The following is a 20,510-nucleotide window of genomic DNA, read 5'->3' as shown; positions in this document are numbered from 1 at the left end:
ATCAAAAAATCCTTACTTTTGGTAGTAAGGATTTTAGAGAATAACTGACAATTATTTTTAACCCCTAACTGTCAGATGAAGTTGTGGCTATTACAATTTAACTGATTAATAAAATTAGTTAGTTGGGTTAATTTATCAAGATCTAGCTTTTTTAAACTCTCTAATAAATCTGTGTAATTATCACTCTGTTTATTTGCTTTTCCTTCAAGCTTATCTTTTAATATCTGCATTTCAGTTTTGATAGACTCTTCTTCTGTTAGAGCGTATTCCTCTGTTTGTTTAACAGAGTGATGACCTAACATTTCTTTTACTACGTGAATAGGTACGCCATTACCAAGAGTTACAGTACTTCCAAAAGTTCTTCTTGCCTTATGTGTATTTAATTCGCTTATCTCACACAGTGAGGCGATCTCTTTTAAATACTCATTCATCTTTTGATTTGAGCGAACGGGAAGTACTATATCTTTGCCTATACAATCAGGATGATCTTTATACTTTTCCATTATCTGTATAGCTTTTGGAAGTAATGGAATGGTAATATTAGCATCTGTCTTTTGTCTGTTGGTTCTAATCCAAAAATTGCCCTCTTCATCTTTTGTAATATCGCTTTTCTTAAGCTTAAACACATCGATATAGGCAAGACCAGTATAACACTGAAAAATAAAGACATCTCTTACAGTTTCTAATCGTTCGTTAATAAACTCTTTGTTTTCTAAAATAGATAGCTCTTGTTTGCTTAATGGTTTCTTATTCAGCTTAGTCTTTTTAGGTTTGTATTGTACAAATGGATTGGAAGGGATAATTCCTTTAGCAACTGCCCGTAAAACAATCTTCTTAAAGTTTGAGATATACTTTATAGCTGTGTTGTTAGAACACGCTCTAACAGTCTTTAAATAGTACTCATAACCAATTACAAACTCATAGTTGAGTTCTCTAAACTCTATATCGTCTTTACCATAGACATAACGGATATATTCAGCTACATGCGATCTTGCTGTTACATATCTTTCATGTGTTCCAATAGCGTACTCTTTAGGCACGAGCCTAAAGATTTCATCGTTATGCTTTTGGAATTCTTCTAATACTTTTGCCTTACTTGTTCCTTTACCTTGGATATAATCCATAAGCACAGAGGCAGTAATAGGCTCTTCATTGCTTAAGAGCTCTAATTTGTACTTAGTAATCTTTGATACGATTGTATCTAAGAGGTAGTTTAGCGTTTTAGCATCTTCTTTAGTGCCATTGGCACGACCTGCTTTTTGGTTCCATCTTTTGATATCCCATTTGTGACTAAGAGAAGTCTCTTTGCGAATACCATCTACTGTGATTCTTAGGTAAACACCTCTTAAATCACTTTTCTCTCTACTTGGTTTGAGAAAGAAATTAATTGACAACTGTTTTTCTAACATAATTCAACTGTTTTAAATATTAATAAATGTCGAATTAAAACGTTCCAAAATCACAGTCTAAAACTCTCTAGCACCCTTTGGCGTCTGGGTTTGCTAAGTTGAAAGGTGCGCATCACTTGAATATTTTTTTGTGCACCGAATCTATAACCTTTTTAGGTGCACTTTTGAACAGAATGCGATACCCCTAAAAAAGAAAAAACCTATAACTCATTGTGAATCATAGGTTTTGTGCTTTTTTGATGACTTTTGAATAAGTCGTCTTTTATAAATCAGCGGAGAAAGAGGGAATATAACCTATATATAAATAGAGTGTGACAAAATACTATTATTTTGATTTATTGGTAGTTATGTTTTTATTAAGTCGATTAAATACCTTAAAATACTATATGATAGTATCAAAATTGGGTGTATATTTGGGTGCTATTACAAATAACTATGACTATAAAAAGAAAGATAACTATTGCTATTGAAAAGAGAAAGAAAGATGGTGTATTAATCACAGAGAACGTTCCAATTCGTGCAAGAGTGGTATATAATGGTGGCCGTGTAGAACTCTTTACAGGCTACCGCATTGATGCTTCTAAATGGGATGAAGCAAAAGAAAAGGTACGCAATGGGTGTACCAATAAGCTAAAACAAAGCTCTTCCGAAATCAATACAGCAATACAGGAGCTATCTACTACGATTGATAGAATCTTTAAAGAGTATGAATTGAAAAACGAAGTACCTTCTTTTGAACTCTTAAAAGATGAAATAAAACGCTACTCAGATAAACAAACCATATCAGCAACAGAAAAGAATCTCTTTACAGCTTTTGACGAGTTTGTAAAAAGTAGTGGTAAACGCAATGATTGGACAACTGCTACTTACACCAAGTTTAATACTGTTCGTTCACATCTTTTTTCTTTCAAAAGCAATTTTCAGTTTACTGATATTAATGAAAAGACCTTATTAGACTACGTTTCATTTTTACGCATTGAAAAACAGATGCGTAATAGCACCATCGAAAAGCAAATTAGTTTTGTAAAGTGGTTTTTGAAGTGGTGTAAAAACAACAATTATACAATCGATTACAATTTTGAAGAGTTTAAACCAAAACTAAAGGAAACATCTAAAAAGATAATCTTTTTAACTCAAGAGGAAATCGAACAGATTAAATCAACGGATTTAGGCACAAAGTCGTACTTAGAACGTGTACGTGATGTATTGCTTTTCTGTTGCTATACAGGACTTCGCTATTCAGATGCCTTTAGCCTAACAAGACACGACATTAAAAATGATGCTATTGAGTTTGTTACCAAAAAGACAAATGATATGCTGAGAGTTGAATTAAACAAACACAGTAGAGCAATATTAGAGAAGTACAAAGATGTACCTTTTGAAAAAGGAAAGGCTCTACCTGTTATTTCTAATCAAAAGATGAATGACTACATAAAAGAACTTGGAGAGTTAGCAGAGATTAACGAACCGATTAGAGAAACCTACTATGTAGGCAATGAAAGAATAGATGAAGTAAAACCCAAATACGAACATTTAAGCACTCACGTAGGGCGAAGAACATTTATCTGTACTGCTTTATCATTAGGGATACCTGTACAGGTTGTAATGAAATGGACAGGACATTCAGACTACAAATCAATAAAACCTTATATTGATGTAGCTGATACGATTAAAGCGAATGCAATGACTAAATTTGATATGATATGAATACAGTAGATGCCCAATTAGAATTGACAAGATTTATGACTGATAACACAATAGTGATGTGGGAAAAAGAATTAAACACATCAGGAAATTCGTTTAATTTCGATTCCCAAGATATTTATAGACAATATATGATTAATATCTTAATGTTTGATTTTAAAGACCGAATAGATTCTGCAAAAGACACACAAGAAAGAAAAGAAATTTTATCTATTGTTAGAGAAAATTTGGAGACAATAATTAAGTTGTATGAAAAAAATTCTGATTTCTTCACTAATCTTGATAGAGATGGACTTCGGTTAAAGAAATACCGAGAAAGAAATAAAAATAGTTTGTCAGATAATGATTTAACAATGGAATTGTATAGAGAAACGGAATTGCCTGAACGTAAAACCTACTTTGAGTCAAGTTTTTACAAAGAGATAGGTTTTTTAAACTACGACTACCACCAAGAGATATATAATCATAGTAAAAGGCTTTTAAAAGATGTGAAATCAAATTTTAAGGACTATGAAATGTATGACAATGATTATCTTTTTATTAATGACAAGCCTATATTTTCAATGAGACTTATTAGTAAACTACATAGTATTGTAAACAATCAATTTATTGAAGATATATCAGAATATGATTTTTATAGAGAGATAAATATCTTACATACAGTGAATAAAATAAAAATCAAAGAGGATTTTCTATACACTTTCTTTTATGTAATTCATTGCTTACATAATAACATAGAAAACAAAAGTTTAAAGAAAAAGTGGTTTGCTCAAATATTAAAAGAATTTAAGATTAAGAAAGCAACTTATGACTCTAAGTATAAACACATAACAGGTAGCAGTGCCAATGATACATTAAAAGAGTATCGCAATCTCATTGATTCAGCTTTTAAACAATAAAGTACTATAAAAGCCTTTAAAATTTATAAATCCACCTTTGAACCACTTTAGAATTTTACTAAAGTGGTTTTTTTGTGCAATAAAGTGTGTTTTTCCACCCCCTCTCCACCTTACACACATCGTAGTTTTGAATTGTTCGAATATCACAAAATCGTATAATTTAAAAACTAAAACTATGTATATAAGTGAATTAAAAGAAAAGCCAGTTTGGCAAATGACAGGAGAAGAACTATTACAGTTATTACAAACAGTATCTATAAAGGAGTTCCAACAGCTTAATACTCCACAAGAAACGCAACCAACTACAAAGCGTTATGTTTACGGAATACGTGGTATAGCAGACCTACTTGGGTGCAGTATTACCACTGCTAATAAAATCAAGAAAGAAGGTCACATCAAAAAAGCGATTATCCAAAGAGGTAGAAAAATTATAGTCGATGCTGACTTGGCATTAGAACTATTCGCTAAAAAATAAAAGGGACAACTTGTGCAAATCGCCCCTTAATATCCAATTAAAGTATAACTCAACTCTTATCGTACAAAGATAAGGATTATTAAAACACAAGTAAATATGAGCTTAGATATAACCTATATCCGAGTAGGAACTGCTTACTTTAAAATCATCGAAAAACCTTTGATATCAGGTGATAAAGTTAAAGTAATGGTGCGTTGGACTCGTGAAACGATTGTATCAGATCACGGAAAGTCCTACTTAGAGAACGTCTTAAAATTAGATGGCTTTTGCTGTATTCCAGACCATCTTAACTATCAACCAATCGTAGAAAACTTTTTTAATACCTATAATGAATTAAATATGAAACCAATAGAAGAAAACTTTAGCATAAATGAATTAGAACAATTGATTCCAAACTCACTACACTTTGTAAAGCACATATTCGGAAGTGAACAATACGAATATGGTTTAGACTATCTAAAGCTATTGTATGAGAAGCCAACGCAAACCTTACCAATATTGTGCCTTGTTAGTAAAGAACGTGCGACAGGAAAAAGCTCTTTTATCAAATGGCTTAAAAATATTTTTGGGCTCAATATGACTTATATCAAAGGAGATTCTTTTGGTTCTCAATTTAACGCTGATTGGGCAAGTATGTTATTAGTTGCCATAGATGAAGTATTCTTTGATAAGAAAGAGATTACAGAGCGTTTAAAGTACCTTTCTACTACTGACAAAGACAAAGTTGAAGCAAAGGGAAAAGACAGACAGGAAATAGAGTTTTTTGCCAAGTTTATTCTTTGCTCTAATAATGAGGATGATTTCATTCAAATAGACGAAGAAGAAATACGTTTTTGGATTCGAAAGATTAAACCTATTGAATCAGAAGACGTTCACTTTATCAAGAAGCTAACAAGTGAAGTTCCTTATTTCATTAAATACTTACTTCTACGACCTTATTACACCACGCAACAAACCCGAATGTGGTTTACACCTAAACAGATACTTACAGCTTCCCTTTTAAAGCTAATTAGTAAAAACAAAATAGAGATTTCACTTTTAGAACTTTTAAACCTGTGCTTTGAAAAGGTTGCCGAGGATGAAATTTGCGTAGCTCCCAATGATTTACTCTTGTTATTACGCAAGACAAACCCAAAACTAATAATATCTGCTAGTGAAATAAGAAAGATTTTAAAGAAATGGAATTTTGAACCACAAAACAACACAAAATCTTATCAAGGAATAGAGCTTTTATCTCACGGAGAATTTGTTAAAATAGAACGTAGAGGACGTTACTACATCATTAAAAAAGATTTATTCTATAAAATATTTGATGCAATGATGCAAGAATAGATTAAACTATTGTTTAATAGTAAGTTATACTGCATCAAAGTCTGCATCAAACTAAAAACACGTCAAGTTTGATGCAAGAGTGATGCAAGAAACAAAATGAGTTTGATGCAGTGATGCAAGAGTGATGCAGAGTATTTTATTGAACTACAATTAATTAACACCTTTCTGCATCATTGCATCAAAAAAAACTAATTTTTAACCCGACTATTTCAAAACGTATGAATTGTGAATTAGCTAAACAAATTAGCCTAACAGACTTACTTAAAAAGTTAGGTTGTACCCCAACCAAAACAACGAGAATTGATTGGTGGTATCTCAGTCCTTTTAGAACTGAAAAAACAGCATCATTTAAAGTGAATATTGCTAAAAATGTGTTTTATGACCACGCAGAGGGATTTGGTGGAACAACACTTGATTTCGTGATAAAGTACAATAATTGCGATATTAAATCAGCTTTAGAATTGCTCAAAAACGATTCTTTCTCTTTTCATCAGCCTATTATTGTGAGTTCTAACATTACTCAAGAACCAACATATACAATTCAAGCGATTAAGCCACTAACACACCCAAACTTGATACAATATATCAACGAACGTAATCTTAGTCTTAAAATAGCTCAAACTTTTTGTAAAGAGGTACATTATACACTAAACGACAAAGCTTATTACGCTGTTGGGTTTCAAAATGAGTTAGGCGGTTTCGAGCTTAGAAACAAGTATGTAAAAATGTGTTTGGGTAAAAAGGCAGTGACCTACTTTGAAAATAAAAGTACAAATATTGTCTTGTTTGAGTCTTGGAGTGATTATATCAGCTTTTTAACCCTTTATCCCAACACTGAAAAACAATATGATTACTTGATTATTAATTCCGTATCAATGCTGAATAATACAATAATTAAAACACCAAATAATTATTTGTACAAATGTACAAATGGGGAATTGTATAAATGTATCAATGTACAAATGGATAAAAGTATCAATAATGCTTTGTACAAAGAATTAAAGTATGAAAGAATTATTTGTTGTTTCGACAATGATAAAGCTGGAGATAATGCAACTCTAAAAGTTGTACAGAAGTATCAAAATGCTTTTGATGGACGCAAAAAGTACGAGAACTACAAAGATTTGAATGATTATTTACTAACTATTAACCACAATGATTTGACGTGAGAATTATCGAGATGTGTCTTTGTCCTTACAAATTGGAAATTTGACAGCCAAAGACCACTCGTTTTTCTCCCGAAGGTCGCAAAATGGGTAAGACGATGAAAAAAACAAAGAAGATAGAATTTAGAGTTACCCATACAGAAGCTCTAATCATAAAAAACAAAGCAGAAAAAGTGGGATGTAGCGTTTCAGAATACATCCGAAACACCGCACTCGACTATTCTTTAGCGTATAAATTAACTCCAGACGAAGTAGAGGTTTACAAACTGCTCAACAAATACGCTGATAATTTTAGGCGAATAAGCAACCTATTTAAGCTTGGCGATACAACAGGAGTTAAAGAACACTCCATTGAAACAGCTAATCTAATTCGTACTCACTTACAAAAATTACTGTAACTATGATAGCTAAAGCAAAATCTTGTGTTGGTGGTACAGCATTATTCAATTATGTAATTGATGTTAAAAAAGGATATGAACTTATCCGCAATAATCTTTCGGGGGAAACTCCGAAAGATATGTTTCAAACAATGCAGATATTACAAAATCAAAACAACAGATGTAAAAACAATACCATATCAGCTGTTATATCTCCAACTATTGCAGATAGTCAAAAGATGAGCGATAGAGATTTACGAGTATTAGCAGTTGAGTTTTTACTTGGTTTACAAATCGATCCTACCAAAGCTCAATTCATCGCTTTTGTTCATACAGAAAAAGAGCACAAGCACATTCACATCATTGCTAATCGAATAGATGAAAACGGAAAGGCTTTAAAAGATAATTACATAGGTTTTGAAGCTCAAAGAGTAGCTCACGAAATAGCACTTAAATACGGATGGACTTCTATAAGGCAAGAAAATGAGAACAAGAAGCAAATAACCAGCAATACTAATTTAATTGCTAAAAACGCTATTAAAACAGCTCACAGAGAAGTTTTAAGACAGAAACCAAAAGATTTACAAGAGTACATTCGCTTAATGCTAGAAAAACAGATTGAAGTTAAACCTACGATTAATAAACAGGGGAATATTCAAGGGTATCGCTTTATTCATTTACCAACAGGTACAAACCTAAAAGCAAGTGAAATTGACCGAAATATGAAGCTTAATGATTTATTTAAAAATACAACAAGTGCAGAACCTAAGGATAAAGTACAAAAACTATTTACCAATCAAGAATCATCCGAACCACAAATGCAGAATTGGAAAACAGATGTGTATGTTTTATTTAGTATGCTATCTGTTTTTCAAATTAGCGGTAACGATGAAGATAATGAACAGAAAAAACGCAAACGAAGAACATTAAAAAGATAAATTATGGCAAAGAATCAACCTAAGCTAACAGATATGACTGAATTATTACTTCAGCAAGTCATACAATTAGAGCAAACAATAAAACAAAGCGAAAAAACTCATTTAGATACAATCAAGGAATTAAGCAATATCAAAATAACAGTAAATGTTGCTGAGCTACAAAAGATAGAAAAAGAACAAAGGCAACGATTACAGAATGACTTCGAGCAATTTCATCGAGAGATAACAAAAAATAATGAGAAGCTTTTAAAACTTCATAAGGCTGTTAGCTCTAAAAAGTTGTTGTACTTGATAGTACTGAACATTTTCCTACTTTTAACAACAGGGTTTTCTATGTATATAGCTATTAAGAATACTATTGATAAATCCCAATACGAGCGGTTAACAAATGAAAAGAAGCAATTAATAAATCAACTAGCAAATGTAAATCAGTTTTTTATCGAAAACCCTAAGATTTCTAAGACTTTCCAAGATTGGAATCAAAAACAATAAAAATTCTAAAATGTTTATCAAAGTTATTCCGTAAAATTTTTAGAGCTGTGAGGGCTCAAAATTTTACGGAATAACTTTGTTGGATTGTGTCGCAAATATTTAGAACGCAAGATGATACCCATCAATACTGGACTGGTATTTTTAAGTAAGCATTCATATTAAGATGATATATCATCTTAATATGAATGTTGTAATATACTTCTCAACCTAACTTAGGTGTACTCGAATCTGGTTTTATATTAGGTTCATCAAATTTCATTATGATTGGCATTGGAAAATCAACGCCTGTTAAAATAGCTTCTCCTTCTCCTAGAATGGGTAAAAAATCCAATGTATTTTTATTAGCTGTACTACAAGCGTTACTTACAGCTTCTTTATCATAATGATTAATTAGTCGATGTGATATAAATGTACCCATCTGACTGAGTGTGCCTTGTGGAATGTCTCTTGGCATTTGAGTTGCTATACAAAGAAACAAACCGTGCTTTCTACATTCTTTGGCTATAGAATCGAAAGCGTCTAAAGGTTTACTGTCAAAATATTCATCCTTAATAGACTTATTTAGAAACTGGTGGGCTTCATCAATAAAAACCACTATTGGTGTATTAGTAGGCTTATTTTTAGAATTAAAATCACCATTTCGGGCTTTATTTAATAAAAACTTCCCAATAGAATTTGCTAAAATTTCACGAATTTGAAAATCAAAGGGAATATTTTCGAAATTCAAACGCAATAATTTACCATCTCCGTTAATGAATTTTCCTAAAACACTTGTAATATCATCCTCATTAAATTTCTTTTTAAATCCAAATATGTTTTGATAAATTGAATTTGAAATGATATTATTAATTCGTGCTATAAGGCTTATACAATTAGAAACATCTCCATCATTCCTCTCTCCCCATCTTTCATTTATTATTATTTTTTTACCACTTATCCATTCTGATGCTGTATCCCAAATAGATTCTTGGGTGATTTGAAATGTTAGCTTTTCAATATCAAAATTAGATGAATTGTTTTCTATTTCAGAATTTTTTCGAAAGTAAAACTCTTCAAAAGGTCTTTTATCTGAACCAGCTTTTTTTAATAATCCATTTTCTATTTTAGTAAAAACAGTTTCCTTAACTCCATCCACTTCAATTTCCTTACTTAAATCTTGTCCATTATTTAAAGCGACTATTTTTAAAGAACGAATAGCCTCCATTAGTTTTGGCACTTGAACTTTTGAAGAAGGTCTAAACAAATAAAACAAATCATCAACTGTCAATTGCGAGTAATGAAAAACGTGTTTTCCGTCACCAATATCAATACTTTCAACACTCTCATAATTACCACTATATTCCCCAGTAGCATCAATCAAGATAGCTTTGTTTCCTGTCGCTATTAATGATTCTACCAATTTACTTACCGTATAGCTTTTCCCACCTCCAGTAGTTCCCACAATCGCACAATGACGACCAAAAATAGATTGTAGATTTATTTTAACTTTCGTATCAGGACTTGACACTAAACTTCCTATTTCAGTAGTATTTACAACTTCGCCACTTCTCACACCAAATCTTGACATATATTGTTGCACCAACTCTCCTGAACTTACAAATACTTTTGCTCCAATATTGGGATAGGCTGTCAATCCTTTTTTAACATCAAAAGGGTTGTATAAATCAAAGGACAAAAGAATTTCAATCTTTCCTGTGGGATGAAAATCACTGGTTTGAAATGCTTTCTCATTCAAAGAAAGGCGTTCTGATTCAGGTAATGATAATTCTGTAATTCTACCTAAAAAACCATATTTATCGCCTTCGATTACAACAAAATTACCCACCAAACCACCGTTAAATTCTTTACCAAAATGAGTGAATCCATTTAATAGCACAGAAGACGGGAAGTGTACTTTCACAAATTGTGGTAACACCTGATTGATATAGCCAAGGAAATATTCGTGCTTGAAAGGATTTATCTTTTGATTAGTCATTTTTCAGATTTATAGTTACTTGCTGTACGTTTTCATAAGTTTTTATCTCTGGGAAATGATTAGCGAAATCTGTAAAAGTTTCTGATACCATTAAAATTCTTTCGGTTTGCAATGCATTCTCCTTTATTGTTTTAAGTGAATTAGATGCACTTTCATTGTCAAATCCAGGGTCAATTATTGCCAATCTAAATCCTGGATTTTGATTTAAAGCTTCTTCTATAGCCGCATTGATATGTTTGTCGTTAAAACTGTAACCTATACAAACCAATAAAGTATCATCATTTAACCTAAGGTTTCTTTGAAATCGAGCCATCATTTCAAAAAATGGTTGTTCATAAGAATCTTCATATTTGGCTTCTCTAGGATAAACCATCAAAGCCTTTTTAGGTTTATCATTAATTACTATACAGCCAGTTTCTTCAATTCTTTCCCAGTTGATAGAACCGTGTAATTTGTGTAAATGAAAGACACGCTGTACAAAATTATCTTCTTCTTTTAACTTACTGCCTTCTCTTTGTACAATATCATAATCAAAATATCTACCGCTGAAAGTACGAGGAAAAGTAAATGAAAATCCATCTATAGCAACTGCATTTACAGCAGTTGCCGCATCTTCAAAAAGCAGGTCGTAGTTTAAAGTAAATACTTTAACTCTTGAGCTTGTTTGTTTACGTTGTAAAACTTTTTCAAGTAACACTTTGTGAGGAAACGCTTCCTTCGGAGGAGTCGGAATAGTGCATTTACTTTTAATCAAATTAAAAATTTCTTCTTTGATTTCAGAAAGCTTCTTTTTGTTTATTCCCCATTCTATTTCACAATCTCCCGAAAATTTACAAAACCCTTCAATTTGAGAAAGCAGAGCTTCTAGATTTGTATCGTCAGCTATATAATTGACTTTCTCTCGGATTATCTTAAAGCCATCAACTTCTTCCGCTTCTTCTGTTTTTTCAATTAAATACAATTTCTTTGTTTCTTCCCATAATTGCCACATAGACAAACCTCCAACATCCATAGAAGACCCTGCACCTGAAAGAAACACTAAATTTTTGAATGGTTTTTGAAAAAACTCTTTATATACTTTTCTCTTTATTTCATTCGCAAGGTCTGCTGTATGTTCTATGTCTCTATCTTCAGAATCCTTTTTGGGATGATTTCTTATTTCTGAAATACTTACAAGTTTTCCCTTGTCAAATTCAGAATCCTTAACCTCTAATGTTTTAGATTTTCCATTAATTAAAAGGTATTTCCAGCTTTCTTTTACCTCATTTACCATTTCTAAAACGCTTTAAAATTATTATTCATAATTCCTTAAATTTATGAAGACATTGATTTTATCATACTTTCTATAAACTCAATTTCTTCTTTGGATAAGTTGTATTTCGCATATAGCTGTTTGTCAATTTCTATAATTGGTTTGCTCCAATCAATATCAGAATTATTTGAAAAATCTTGATTAGGAACATACCTCCATACATCTTTATTATTATCTTGTGTTACTTTCAGAGTGCCAAGCATTATACGAGCAAATTTTGTTTTAATGTATTTTAAACAAGATTCTGCTTCTCCTTTAGTTGAAAACGAACCAATACTTATAAATGATTGAGTATAACCAGTTCCAATTTCTCCAATTAAAGGCTCACCAATTAAAGGAGTAGGAACAACTTCTCCTAATGCACCTGAACCATTACTTTTAGGAAGTATAACTTTATATTTTTTAGTATTTATGTGTTCTTCAATGTATTTGGCAGGAATAAATCGATAAGTTCTTTTGTTTTTAATTAAGCCAAATATGCATACATCATTCTCGTTATTAAAATTTTCGGTAAAAATTGATAATTGGTCAAATATCGAAGTTGTCAATCGTTTCTCTCTACCATTACTTCCAATAATATTTTTATAATCAGGATAATCCTTGTATAAAGTTTCTAATTCAAATTTATTTTGTGTAAATATTTTACTATCAACTGCTTCAAAGTCTTTAGCATTAGTTACTTTATGTAAAATAGTGTTAAGTTCTTCAAATTTTGAAAAAACACCAATTTTATCAAAGTTTTGTTGGTTATCTCTTAATGTAATTACCATTCCTCCTGGTAATTGCACTTCTGGAAATGCATCACTACTTTTATTAAAGTATGATTTGACTTTTAAATGTTTATCATTTAACATTTTTTCATTCCATTGATTTGGAGTTTTTCCTGCATTAAACAAAAATCTTCCAGGTGTAATTAAAATAACTTTTCCAGCCAAGCTAAAAGAAACATCCATAAACAGATGATAAATAGGATTATCACTTGTTCCTTCTCTTCTATCCTGATAAGGCGGATTTCCCACTATTACGTCAAACTTCAGTTTCTTTCCATTGACTTGGAGTGTATCTTTTTCAACCAAATTATTTTCTTTGATTAAATCATAACTTGTATAATTGGCTTCTATATTTTTCATATCTAATTCTAATAAATTATAGACTTTTCTCGTGAATTCATACGCAATTTTTGAGGTGGGTATGGAATAAAAATTATTTGCTACGTCTTTTCCGAATTTCTTATAAATAGCATACACAAACTCACCTTGTTTAGAAGCAATATCCAAAAGTTGCGTACTATCGTTAATTGCATTTTTTGGCAATGCGCTTACCATTTTTTTCGTAACTGTCTCGGGCGTTACAATTTCTGAATCCGACAAACGGCTAAATTTTTTCATTGCATTACTCGCTCTTTCTATTGGAGAAATAGAAGTGTCGTTTGCCAATGAATTGATGTTTTGGATTTTATAATCCAGTTCGCTTAATACAAACGGATTGGTGTATTGTTGAAACAGAGAAAGTATTTGTTTGTCAAGATTTAAGTTGTTGGAAATTCTCTGATTATCTGCATTTTTTTCAATCTCGTTGATGATTTCTTGTAATGATTTCACTCTTGAATCTGCGAGAAATGCAAAGAACAAAATCCGAGCATAATACATTGCAAACTGCCCTTTGTAGTCGTTTACAGGTTCTTTATCTTTTGTTTTCGATTTTTGTTTGCTTTGATTTTCGTTCTCATCATCTTTAGGAATATCATCTACTTCAATTTCATCTCCTTCTCCTTCCGATGCCTTTACTTCAATACCTTGACGAGAACCAATTTTTCCTTGTCTTTCTATTTCGGCTTTGATGGGTTCAATATCCAACAAAGAATAATCAATTGAAATGGTTGTAGCTTCATCAAAAACACTTCTGCTGTTAGAATATTGACGAACCGCGTCCAAAATGTCGGTTGGCTGAATTTCTACCATTTTGTTATTGTTCAATACTACGATAGGAGATATTTCAAGTTCTCGTTTTATTCTTTCTGTCAAAAGACTGTTTCCGTTAGCTTCTGTATTTACATTATAAATCTGTGATTTATGTTCCTGCATTTGGAACATTCTGTTTGGGTTAAAATCAACTAACAAAGTTTGTGGTTTCATATTGAATTTAACCACATCGCCATTTGGTTCTTTATAAACTTTGATGTACTGATTTTGTAAACGAAAAACGGCTTGGTCGTATTCTTGCGGAGAAGAAGTATCTTTCAGGTAAAGCATTGTGTCCCATTCGGGAACTGTACTACCTGTAAGCATTCTGTTTACTGTCAAAGTGATTGTTTTGATATTTTCACTTTCACATCTTTTAATTTTGGCTTGTACGGCTTGTGTGTCTTTAAAACTTCTTTCGTTCTCTACACCTGAAATATTGATGATTTCGTAATTAGAAAGATGTTTGAAATGGTGTTTATTGATGAGTTCTTCCAAGGAATCACAGGAAGCGCGGTAAGGTAATACGCAAACGATATGACGGCACATTTTACCTTCTTTAATTTTGTCATAATCCATAAAACTCAATAAATTCTCATCGGTTTCCGAACCGTCGATGACTTTCAGTAAATCTAAAATTTCGACTTCGTGTACGAACTTTTTATGAAGATTTGTTTTGTTGTCTTTCGTAATAGATTGCGGTTTGAAAAGTTCCGAAAAAGCGTAAGTAACACCATTTTTTTTCAGTTGCTCCATTTTCTTTCGAGAAGATTCGTTAGGATTAAAAGCAAAACGAACCATTTGAGGAAAGCCATAATAAGGATTATCCCATTCCTTAACTTCATCTTTGTTTAGGTTTTCTGAATCCCATTTTTCTTGATCTTCGGCAATGTTTGTAAACTGATAAAACGCAATAATATCATCATCGGTAAACTCGCTGTTCATCAAAATACGATATGGAGTTCCTGAAAGATGAATACGGATTTTTGCATTAAAAATCTTATTAGTTATTTCTAAATCGTCAATTGTATTATCGTTGAGTTTTAGTTCGCTTCTTAGTTCTTTCGCACTTAATTTTTCTTCTTTTAAAACTTTGCCGTATTCTTCGGCTCTTGCTCCAAAATGCGTTTCGTCTATTAAAAGCAAGTCAATTTGACTTTCAAAAAGTGCTTTATGTTTGTTCTTGACTTCATCGCCTTGCAAATCTTGTAAGGTCAGAAAAACGACAAACCTTTCATCAGCTTGTCGTTTTTCTGTAATTACAGAATCGCTTTGCAACAGCGAATCGCTATCCAAAAAGCTGTATCCGTCAAATTTAATATGACTTTCAGTCGTTTTTTTCCATTCTTCTTTTACATCGGCTTTTGCCGAAACCACCACTACTGATTTAGCTCCCATTTCAACAGCACAACACATAGAGGTAAATGATTTGCCAAAACGCATTACAGCGTACATCAACAAATTGGTTCTTCCTTTGTTGATTGCTTCACGAAACTTGTTTATTGTTTCTTGTTGGTTAGGTCTTGGATTGTAGTTTTCAGTTCTTAAGTAGGTGTGTGTAATCGGAATATGACTTTCGTCAAAACGATAATATTGATATTTAGGGTCATTGTTTTTATGTCCGTTTTCAATATCTTTTATCGCATTTTGCAGGTCTTGTTCGGTTGCATTCTCAAAAAACTCATTGGAATAATAGGGAATACTTTGAAAAACATCACGTGCTAAACGCTTTCTTTTCAAATCGTTTTCAAGGAAAAGATGAACTGCATAATCTCTGAAAAAAGTTTCGTCATCTACTTTTGCTACATTTTCAAACTTCTTTTCAAGGTTTGGGAAATGTTTTCGCCATTCGTTCAATCTCGTTTCAAGCGGACGATAAGTATCGCCAACTTTCAGATAATTTGGAATGGTTTCGGTAGTAAAAGCATAGATTTGTGGCTCAACTCTACCGATGATTAAATTATCAAGTATATCTACATTTATATTGTTCAGTTCACTCATTCTTTAATTTTTCATAAGGTCAATAAATCTTATCGGTTTTTCAACCTCCCAATCCATAATATTGCAATAAACCCCGTTGTGCGATTTTATGTTTTGCTTTTCGCAACCTTTACATTTTCTGACTTCTGTTTGGGTTTCAAAAAATGTTGCCGTTTCTATGATTTCATCTTTGCAACTATTCGGAACAACGCCTTTTAACCCGTCCATTTGCCATAAGTTCCAAGAAATAATGTGTGCAATATTTTTTAACTTATCAAGGCTTGGTTCGGTCTCAAATTTATATTTGTAATTTTCTATGAAAGTGATAAGCAATGCTTCACGAGCCAAAAGCAAACTGTCTCCCTGCCATTCAAAACCGTAAATGTTTTTATATGCGATTTCTATGTATTTAACCCACTCTTTTTCAGTGTTTACATTTTCGTTTATTATTCTAATTTTTCGGTCTAAAAGTCCGATTCGGTTTTCGATTTTAATAGACTCTCCTGTTGTGGTGTCGTATCTACTGACCAAATATGGAGCTTCTCCACAAGTGATTTCCAACCGAGTGTCAAAAATATAATCTTGCCAATCTTTGCCTATTGGGAAAACTATCTTCTGTTTGGTTGTTTCCCAAGATTTTGTTCCGTTTTCTAATATGATTTCTTTGTTGAATACGTTTTCTCTACCAAACCAAGAATTGTCCACCGCATTATTTTGTGCATTGCAAATCCAAGATGGTGTAAAGACTTCTGCCATTTCTTTGGAGCGGGATAATTGTAAAGTTTTGTTTTTATGAACTCTTGGCATTATTACATTACCATTATCTCCTGTAATTAAATCAGGTAAAATTACTGAGTTGAATCTATATAAGTCTCCTAAATGTTCGTAATTATCTGTTGCCCAAAAGATATTTTTTTGAGTGGTCTGATCAAGTAGTAGTATATCGAGAATATTGGGGTACTTCTCGATTAGTTCATTTTCTAATATGTCGATAAGTACTTCCATTTATATACTTCTTCATTTGTTCTTAAAAGTTCTTTAGCATCAATTTGAAGAATATCAGCTATTTCATACAATACTTCAAGTCTTGGTTGTTGTCTATTTTGCACATAACCGTTTACCATATTGTAGCTTTTGCCAAGTTTTTCTGCCAACCAAATTTGCTTAATTCCTTTTTCTTCAAGTACTTCTTTAATTCTGTTCATTGTTATCTAAAGGTGTCAAATAACAAATGTAGCCTTTCTTTTTAAACATCTCATTTTTCAAGATAAAAAATATTTAAATAGTTATCTTTTTATTTGTCTTTGGATTGGCAAAAAATGGTTCTATTGGATTTTTTAAGTGTTAGCTTAGGTATCGGCAACTATTTCTGCATTGAGTTTTATAGACACGAAGTCAATTAGATTTTTATAATCTATAATAAAAAAACCCAACTTTACATTTTTGGGTGTAAAATTGGGTGTTTATGCTTTAACTGATTAAGTATCAGTGTTTATTGCGGAGAAAGAGGGTTAGCCTCTTTTATGCCGTATGCTTTATAAATAGGGATGTTCACTTTTTTAAATTGATGTACGCACCTTATTCGGAAAGTTTTATGCTATGATTGGAATCGTTTGATTCTTATGTCAAATATACTGTTTATAAATTGATTTTTGACCAAAGATAATTTTTCAATTTAATTCTAAGACTATCTTAAAGTTAATTATATGTCATTACCAAATTAGGTAAAAGTTCTAATTTTTAAAAATAACGAATCACTTACCAATCTTATTACTGCTGTAGTATTTTTTGGTTGAATCTAGGCCTCATTTAGTTAACATTAAAAAAAACTCACCTTAAATCGGTTATTGAGTTTATCGAAAAAAAATGAGGTCATATATCTTATTTTTTAAGTCAAAAATAAAGTTGTGCATCAGTTACCCATGTTAGGTACTAGCTTTTTAGTCTTTATCAAATTCTTCATAAATATCCTTATAACTTTCAAAGATATTGTAAAGGAAATCTCTGAAATAAATTTGTTGATTAATGTAATCAACCATGAAATCTGGTACGTCACCATGATTTAAATACGGGTGCTTTTCAGTGCCGAATTTTTCCATGTATTTGTAATCTTCAACAGAGTAACTTATAAATAGTTTCCTAATAAGTCCAGTAGGTTTAATATCGTAATTGAAACATAGAGCATCTTCAAGCATTATACCTTGATACTGCTTCCAAGTCATTCCGCCCCAACCACGCTCAAATTTTAGACCTTTGTCATTGGTAGTCATAGTTTTGATTGTTTCAAAAGCAATTCCGCAAAGTGTATTATCCCAAGTAGATACTAAGTCATAGAAGAATTCGTTTTGTTCATTTGCTTCTTTTACTTTGTTTAGAAGTTCAGGGATTATTTGAGTAAGCTTGATTTCGTCATCACTAATTTCATCAAGCTTATGAGGTGAGATATTGTTCTCAGTTATTAAATAGTTGTCTTTAGCAATTTTAAATGGATTTAATCCAGCTAAAGTAATAGCATTGTTTAAATATGGTAGTTCTGGATATCCCTGTGATGTAAAAACAAAACCATGAATTCTTTTTGATTCCATTAACTGCGTTGCATATGACGAAATTCGGTTCATTCTTTCAATCATATAGTCGGAAGGATTTTCATGTTTCTTTGCATTCCAATCCTCTATTTCATCCCAAGTGACTTTGAATATTTCAAAATTTTTCTGAGAGAAGGCTGATTCTGTTATTTTTATAATGTCAGTAATTGTTGGAATCCATGGTTTTAGTCTAATTGTATTTACATCATCATTTTCGTAAGTTGGGATGTATGCAAATACTGGCTTTTCGTCAAAAAGGAAGCTTGAAATTGCGGCTTCTCTAACAATTCGTTCTTGCATTGGGGAAATCAATATATAATGTATGTCTTCATTTGTCATTGTAGGGAAAATCGCTTGTAGATGTGAAGCATATGCAAATAACTCTGTAAATGCTTGTCTTTCCGTTTGAGCGCTTTTTTTTATTTCTACAATTGCTACCCCTGATACTCCTTCGATTAAACCGAGTAAATCTGCTCTTATTGTACTGTCACCTTCACGTTTAAGGGGAACTTCACAACCGAATAACCTAAGTCCGAAAAGATTATTATAGAGTCTTGAGTAACGGTCAACAATTTCATTAAATAAGACTTTCTCTGGTGTTCGTTCATAAATCGCTTCATCATCTTTATCAAATGAGTATTTTTCAGGGAATTCTATGTAATCAATTAATTCTTCCCATCTCTCACGATTTTCCCAAAGGTAAGTTTGAATCTGATGCTCTGTCATGGAGTTTCTTTTTATTTGCGTAAACAAAGGTTTTGTGTTCGATTCTTTATTATTTTAAAATCTTTTTTATTTTTATTCCTATATCAGTAATATACAAACTTTCTCTTCCACCTTCCACAACATATTTATCTGATGCTTTCCAATCATCCTGATCTCGAACACTAATTTCTCCTAAATCCTTTCCACATAATCCTGCATTAACAAGATTCATTTCAATATCTGAAAAGTATTCATTCCAACGATTTTCTCGTTCTAAATTGTCACTTTGAACAAAATATTCAAAATCTTCTATAAAGATATTTTGAATAATAGATGTACAGCGTAGAAATTCAGAGTATGAAATTTTCTCTAATAAAAAAGCTTTGAAGAATTTTGCAACATATTCAGTTGAAATATGGTCTTCACATTTTTCAATAATATAAATAAGTTTTTCTCCAACTTTAATTCGATAAGTTTTTGATTCGTCAATTTCTGAAACCATTTGATTCCTTTTTTTAGGAGGGATATCTTTAAGTTCTGAAATAAAATAAACAATTTTTTTTAGAAATAAATGTTCTTTTAGACTCATAGAAAACTTGCCTAATTTCAAGATAGTACCAATGATAGGAATATCTTTTGCAACACCATCTTCTAGAAAACTATCTACCAACACTTCAAATAAATCGGTATTGATTTCTGTCAGATTACTATCTTTTATGGTTTCATCTAATGAATTTGAGAAATTTTGTAATTCACTCATTTTGTATCAAGTTTTAAAAAAACATCTATAACATGCCTTTATTTTGCGAAGTGGCTGGAATTGAAAACAAAAGTTTCAATTAAGCACAACTTGAGCAAAAAACCTTTATTTGGCTAAATTTAGGGAAAAGTCAATATAATTGTTTTTTGAGAATTATAAAATTATGTTTTAATCTTAAGAGAAAACGGCCATTTTGTCAAAGTCCATGCTAGTGTTATAGTTATTATTTTTCTAAGACGAAAGTTATAACTACTGTTGGGTGTAAACTACCAGTATTACTCCCAGGTGTCTGTATAACTTCTTTGACTTTAAAACCTTCATTTAAAGCATTATTCACAAGGTCAAATTCGTGTTCACCGACAAATCTGTCATCTTTTTTCTCTTGTTTAGAAACTCGACCAGCGCCTGAAGTTACTGTTACTGTAATTACTTTTTGCATA

General features: G+C 31.6%; 17 protein-coding genes. 8 read left to right on the top strand and 9 right to left on the bottom strand.

Features of this window, described 5'->3' with window-relative positions; genetic code table 11:
* Window positions 1–71: 71 nt before the first annotated feature.
* The gene (locus C8P70_RS02930) at window positions 72–1,409 is read right to left on the bottom strand and encodes a site-specific integrase (protein ID WP_133711844.1); all 1,338 of its coding nucleotides are present in this window, start codon (window positions 1,407–1,409) and stop codon (window positions 72–74) included.
* Between the two features lie 435 nt (window positions 1,410–1,844).
* Between C8P70_RS02930 and C8P70_RS02925 the strand changes: the two genes are divergently transcribed.
* From C8P70_RS02925 to C8P70_RS02890, 8 genes are all read left to right on the top strand, one after another.
* Complete coding sequence (locus tag C8P70_RS02925) at window positions 1,845–3,116, top strand: site-specific integrase (RefSeq protein ID WP_133711843.1); 1,272 nt, start codon at window positions 1,845–1,847, stop codon at window positions 3,114–3,116.
* Window positions 3,113–4,012: a hypothetical protein gene (locus C8P70_RS02920; protein ID WP_074746746.1), complete on the top strand. Its 900-nt coding sequence runs from the start codon at window positions 3,113–3,115 to the stop codon at window positions 4,010–4,012. Before C8P70_RS02925 ends, C8P70_RS02920 begins: the two co-directional genes overlap by 4 nt.
* A gap of 175 nt (window positions 4,013–4,187) precedes the next feature.
* Window positions 4,188–4,487: a DUF3853 family protein gene (locus C8P70_RS02915; protein WP_133711842.1), complete on the top strand. Its 300-nt coding sequence runs from the start codon at window positions 4,188–4,190 to the stop codon at window positions 4,485–4,487.
* A 96-nt stretch (window positions 4,488–4,583) separates the two neighbouring features.
* On the top strand, window positions 4,584–5,819 hold the full coding sequence (locus tag C8P70_RS02910) for a primase-helicase family protein (RefSeq protein WP_133711841.1): 1,236 nt from the start codon (window positions 4,584–4,586) through the stop codon (window positions 5,817–5,819).
* Between the two features lie 218 nt (window positions 5,820–6,037).
* Window positions 6,038–6,988, top strand: a complete 951-nt coding sequence (locus tag C8P70_RS02905) for a toprim domain-containing protein (RefSeq protein WP_133711840.1) — start codon at window positions 6,038–6,040, stop codon at window positions 6,986–6,988.
* 95 nt (window positions 6,989–7,083) lie between these two features.
* The gene (locus C8P70_RS02900) at window positions 7,084–7,383 is read left to right on the top strand and encodes a plasmid mobilization protein (protein ID WP_133711839.1); all 300 of its coding nucleotides are present in this window, start codon (window positions 7,084–7,086) and stop codon (window positions 7,381–7,383) included.
* A 2-nt stretch (window positions 7,384–7,385) separates the two neighbouring features.
* Window positions 7,386–8,300, top strand: a complete 915-nt coding sequence (locus C8P70_RS02895; protein WP_133711838.1) for a relaxase/mobilization nuclease domain-containing protein — start codon at window positions 7,386–7,388, stop codon at window positions 8,298–8,300.
* Between the two features lie 3 nt (window positions 8,301–8,303).
* Window positions 8,304–8,792 (top strand): hypothetical protein, encoded by a 489-nt coding sequence (locus tag C8P70_RS02890; protein WP_133711837.1) that lies wholly within the window; start codon window positions 8,304–8,306, stop codon window positions 8,790–8,792.
* A 202-nt stretch (window positions 8,793–8,994) separates the two neighbouring features.
* On the opposite strand, the gene C8P70_RS02885 is transcribed toward C8P70_RS02890, so the two are convergent.
* The 8 genes from C8P70_RS02885 to C8P70_RS02850 all read right to left on the bottom strand — a co-directional run bounded on the left by C8P70_RS02885 (window position 8,995) and on the right by C8P70_RS02850 (window position 20,509).
* Complete coding sequence (locus C8P70_RS02885; RefSeq protein ID WP_208293374.1) at window positions 8,995–10,767, bottom strand: ATP-binding protein; 1,773 nt, start codon at window positions 10,765–10,767, stop codon at window positions 8,995–8,997.
* The gene (locus C8P70_RS02880; protein ID WP_133711836.1) at window positions 10,760–12,040 is read right to left on the bottom strand and encodes an SIR2 family protein; all 1,281 of its coding nucleotides are present in this window, start codon (window positions 12,038–12,040) and stop codon (window positions 10,760–10,762) included. The genes C8P70_RS02885 and C8P70_RS02880 overlap by 8 nt, the downstream gene beginning before the upstream one ends.
* A gap of 41 nt (window positions 12,041–12,081) precedes the next feature.
* On the bottom strand, window positions 12,082–16,041 hold the full coding sequence (locus tag C8P70_RS02875; RefSeq protein WP_133711835.1) for an Eco57I restriction-modification methylase domain-containing protein: 3,960 nt from the start codon (window positions 16,039–16,041) through the stop codon (window positions 12,082–12,084).
* Window positions 16,042–16,044: 3 nt separating this feature from the next.
* Complete coding sequence (locus C8P70_RS02870) at window positions 16,045–17,025, bottom strand: restriction endonuclease subunit M (protein WP_133711834.1); 981 nt, start codon at window positions 17,023–17,025, stop codon at window positions 16,045–16,047.
* Window positions 17,001–17,225 carry a helix-turn-helix domain-containing protein gene (locus C8P70_RS02865; protein WP_133711833.1) on the bottom strand — a complete coding sequence of 75 codons (225 nt, stop codon included), beginning with the start codon at window positions 17,223–17,225 and terminating at the stop codon, window positions 17,001–17,003. Before C8P70_RS02865 ends, C8P70_RS02870 begins: the two co-directional genes overlap by 25 nt.
* A 735-nt stretch (window positions 17,226–17,960) precedes the next feature.
* On the bottom strand, window positions 17,961–19,331 hold the full coding sequence (locus C8P70_RS02860; protein WP_071307407.1) for a hypothetical protein: 1,371 nt from the start codon (window positions 19,329–19,331) through the stop codon (window positions 17,961–17,963).
* A gap of 49 nt (window positions 19,332–19,380) precedes the next feature.
* Window positions 19,381–20,070, bottom strand: coding sequence for a hypothetical protein (locus C8P70_RS02855; RefSeq protein WP_071307408.1), 690 nt, complete (start codon window positions 20,068–20,070; stop codon window positions 19,381–19,383).
* 223 nt (window positions 20,071–20,293) lie between these two features.
* Window positions 20,294–20,509 carry a hypothetical protein gene (locus C8P70_RS02850; RefSeq protein ID WP_071307409.1) on the bottom strand — a complete coding sequence of 72 codons (216 nt, stop codon included), beginning with the start codon at window positions 20,507–20,509 and terminating at the stop codon, window positions 20,294–20,296.
* Window position 20,510 lies beyond the last annotated feature (1 nt).

Source organism: Myroides indicus, assembly GCF_004364575.1.
GTDB classification, from domain to species: domain Bacteria; phylum Bacteroidota; class Bacteroidia; order Flavobacteriales; family Flavobacteriaceae; genus Flavobacterium; species Flavobacterium indicum_A.
This window is presented reverse-complemented; position numbering and strand designations above follow the sequence as displayed.

Coding starts and splice junctions, on each gene's coding strand:
- C8P70_RS02895 (WP_133711838.1), top strand. CDS start 7,386: ATGATAGCTAAAGCAAAATCTTGTGTTGGTGGTACAGCATTATTCAAT.
- C8P70_RS02875 (WP_133711835.1), bottom strand. CDS start 16,041: ATGAGTGAACTGAACAATATAAATGTAGATATACTTGATAATTTAATC.
- C8P70_RS02890 (WP_133711837.1), top strand. CDS start 8,304: ATGGCAAAGAATCAACCTAAGCTAACAGATATGACTGAATTATTACTT.
- C8P70_RS02870 (WP_133711834.1), bottom strand. CDS start 17,025: ATGGAAGTACTTATCGACATATTAGAAAATGAACTAATCGAGAAGTAC.
- C8P70_RS02880 (WP_133711836.1), bottom strand. CDS start 12,040: ATGGTAAATGAGGTAAAAGAAAGCTGGAAATACCTTTTAATTAATGGA.
- C8P70_RS02930 (WP_133711844.1), bottom strand. CDS start 1,409: ATGTTAGAAAAACAGTTGTCAATTAATTTCTTTCTCAAACCAAGTAGA.
- C8P70_RS02905 (WP_133711840.1), top strand. CDS start 6,038: ATGAATTGTGAATTAGCTAAACAAATTAGCCTAACAGACTTACTTAAA.
- C8P70_RS02850 (WP_071307409.1), bottom strand. CDS start 20,509: ATGCAAAAAGTAATTACAGTAACAGTAACTTCAGGCGCTGGTCGAGTT.
- C8P70_RS02925 (WP_133711843.1), top strand. CDS start 1,845: ATGACTATAAAAAGAAAGATAACTATTGCTATTGAAAAGAGAAAGAAA.
- C8P70_RS02920 (WP_074746746.1), top strand. CDS start 3,113: ATGAATACAGTAGATGCCCAATTAGAATTGACAAGATTTATGACTGAT.
- C8P70_RS02865 (WP_133711833.1), bottom strand. CDS start 17,225: ATGAACAGAATTAAAGAAGTACTTGAAGAAAAAGGAATTAAGCAAATT.
- C8P70_RS02855 (WP_071307408.1), bottom strand. CDS start 20,070: ATGAGTGAATTACAAAATTTCTCAAATTCATTAGATGAAACCATAAAA.
- C8P70_RS02915 (WP_133711842.1), top strand. CDS start 4,188: ATGTATATAAGTGAATTAAAAGAAAAGCCAGTTTGGCAAATGACAGGA.
- C8P70_RS02910 (WP_133711841.1), top strand. CDS start 4,584: ATGAGCTTAGATATAACCTATATCCGAGTAGGAACTGCTTACTTTAAA.
- C8P70_RS02885 (WP_208293374.1), bottom strand. CDS start 10,767: ATGACTAATCAAAAGATAAATCCTTTCAAGCACGAATATTTCCTTGGC.
- C8P70_RS02900 (WP_133711839.1), top strand. CDS start 7,084: ATGAAAAAAACAAAGAAGATAGAATTTAGAGTTACCCATACAGAAGCT.
- C8P70_RS02860 (WP_071307407.1), bottom strand. CDS start 19,331: ATGACAGAGCATCAGATTCAAACTTACCTTTGGGAAAATCGTGAGAGA.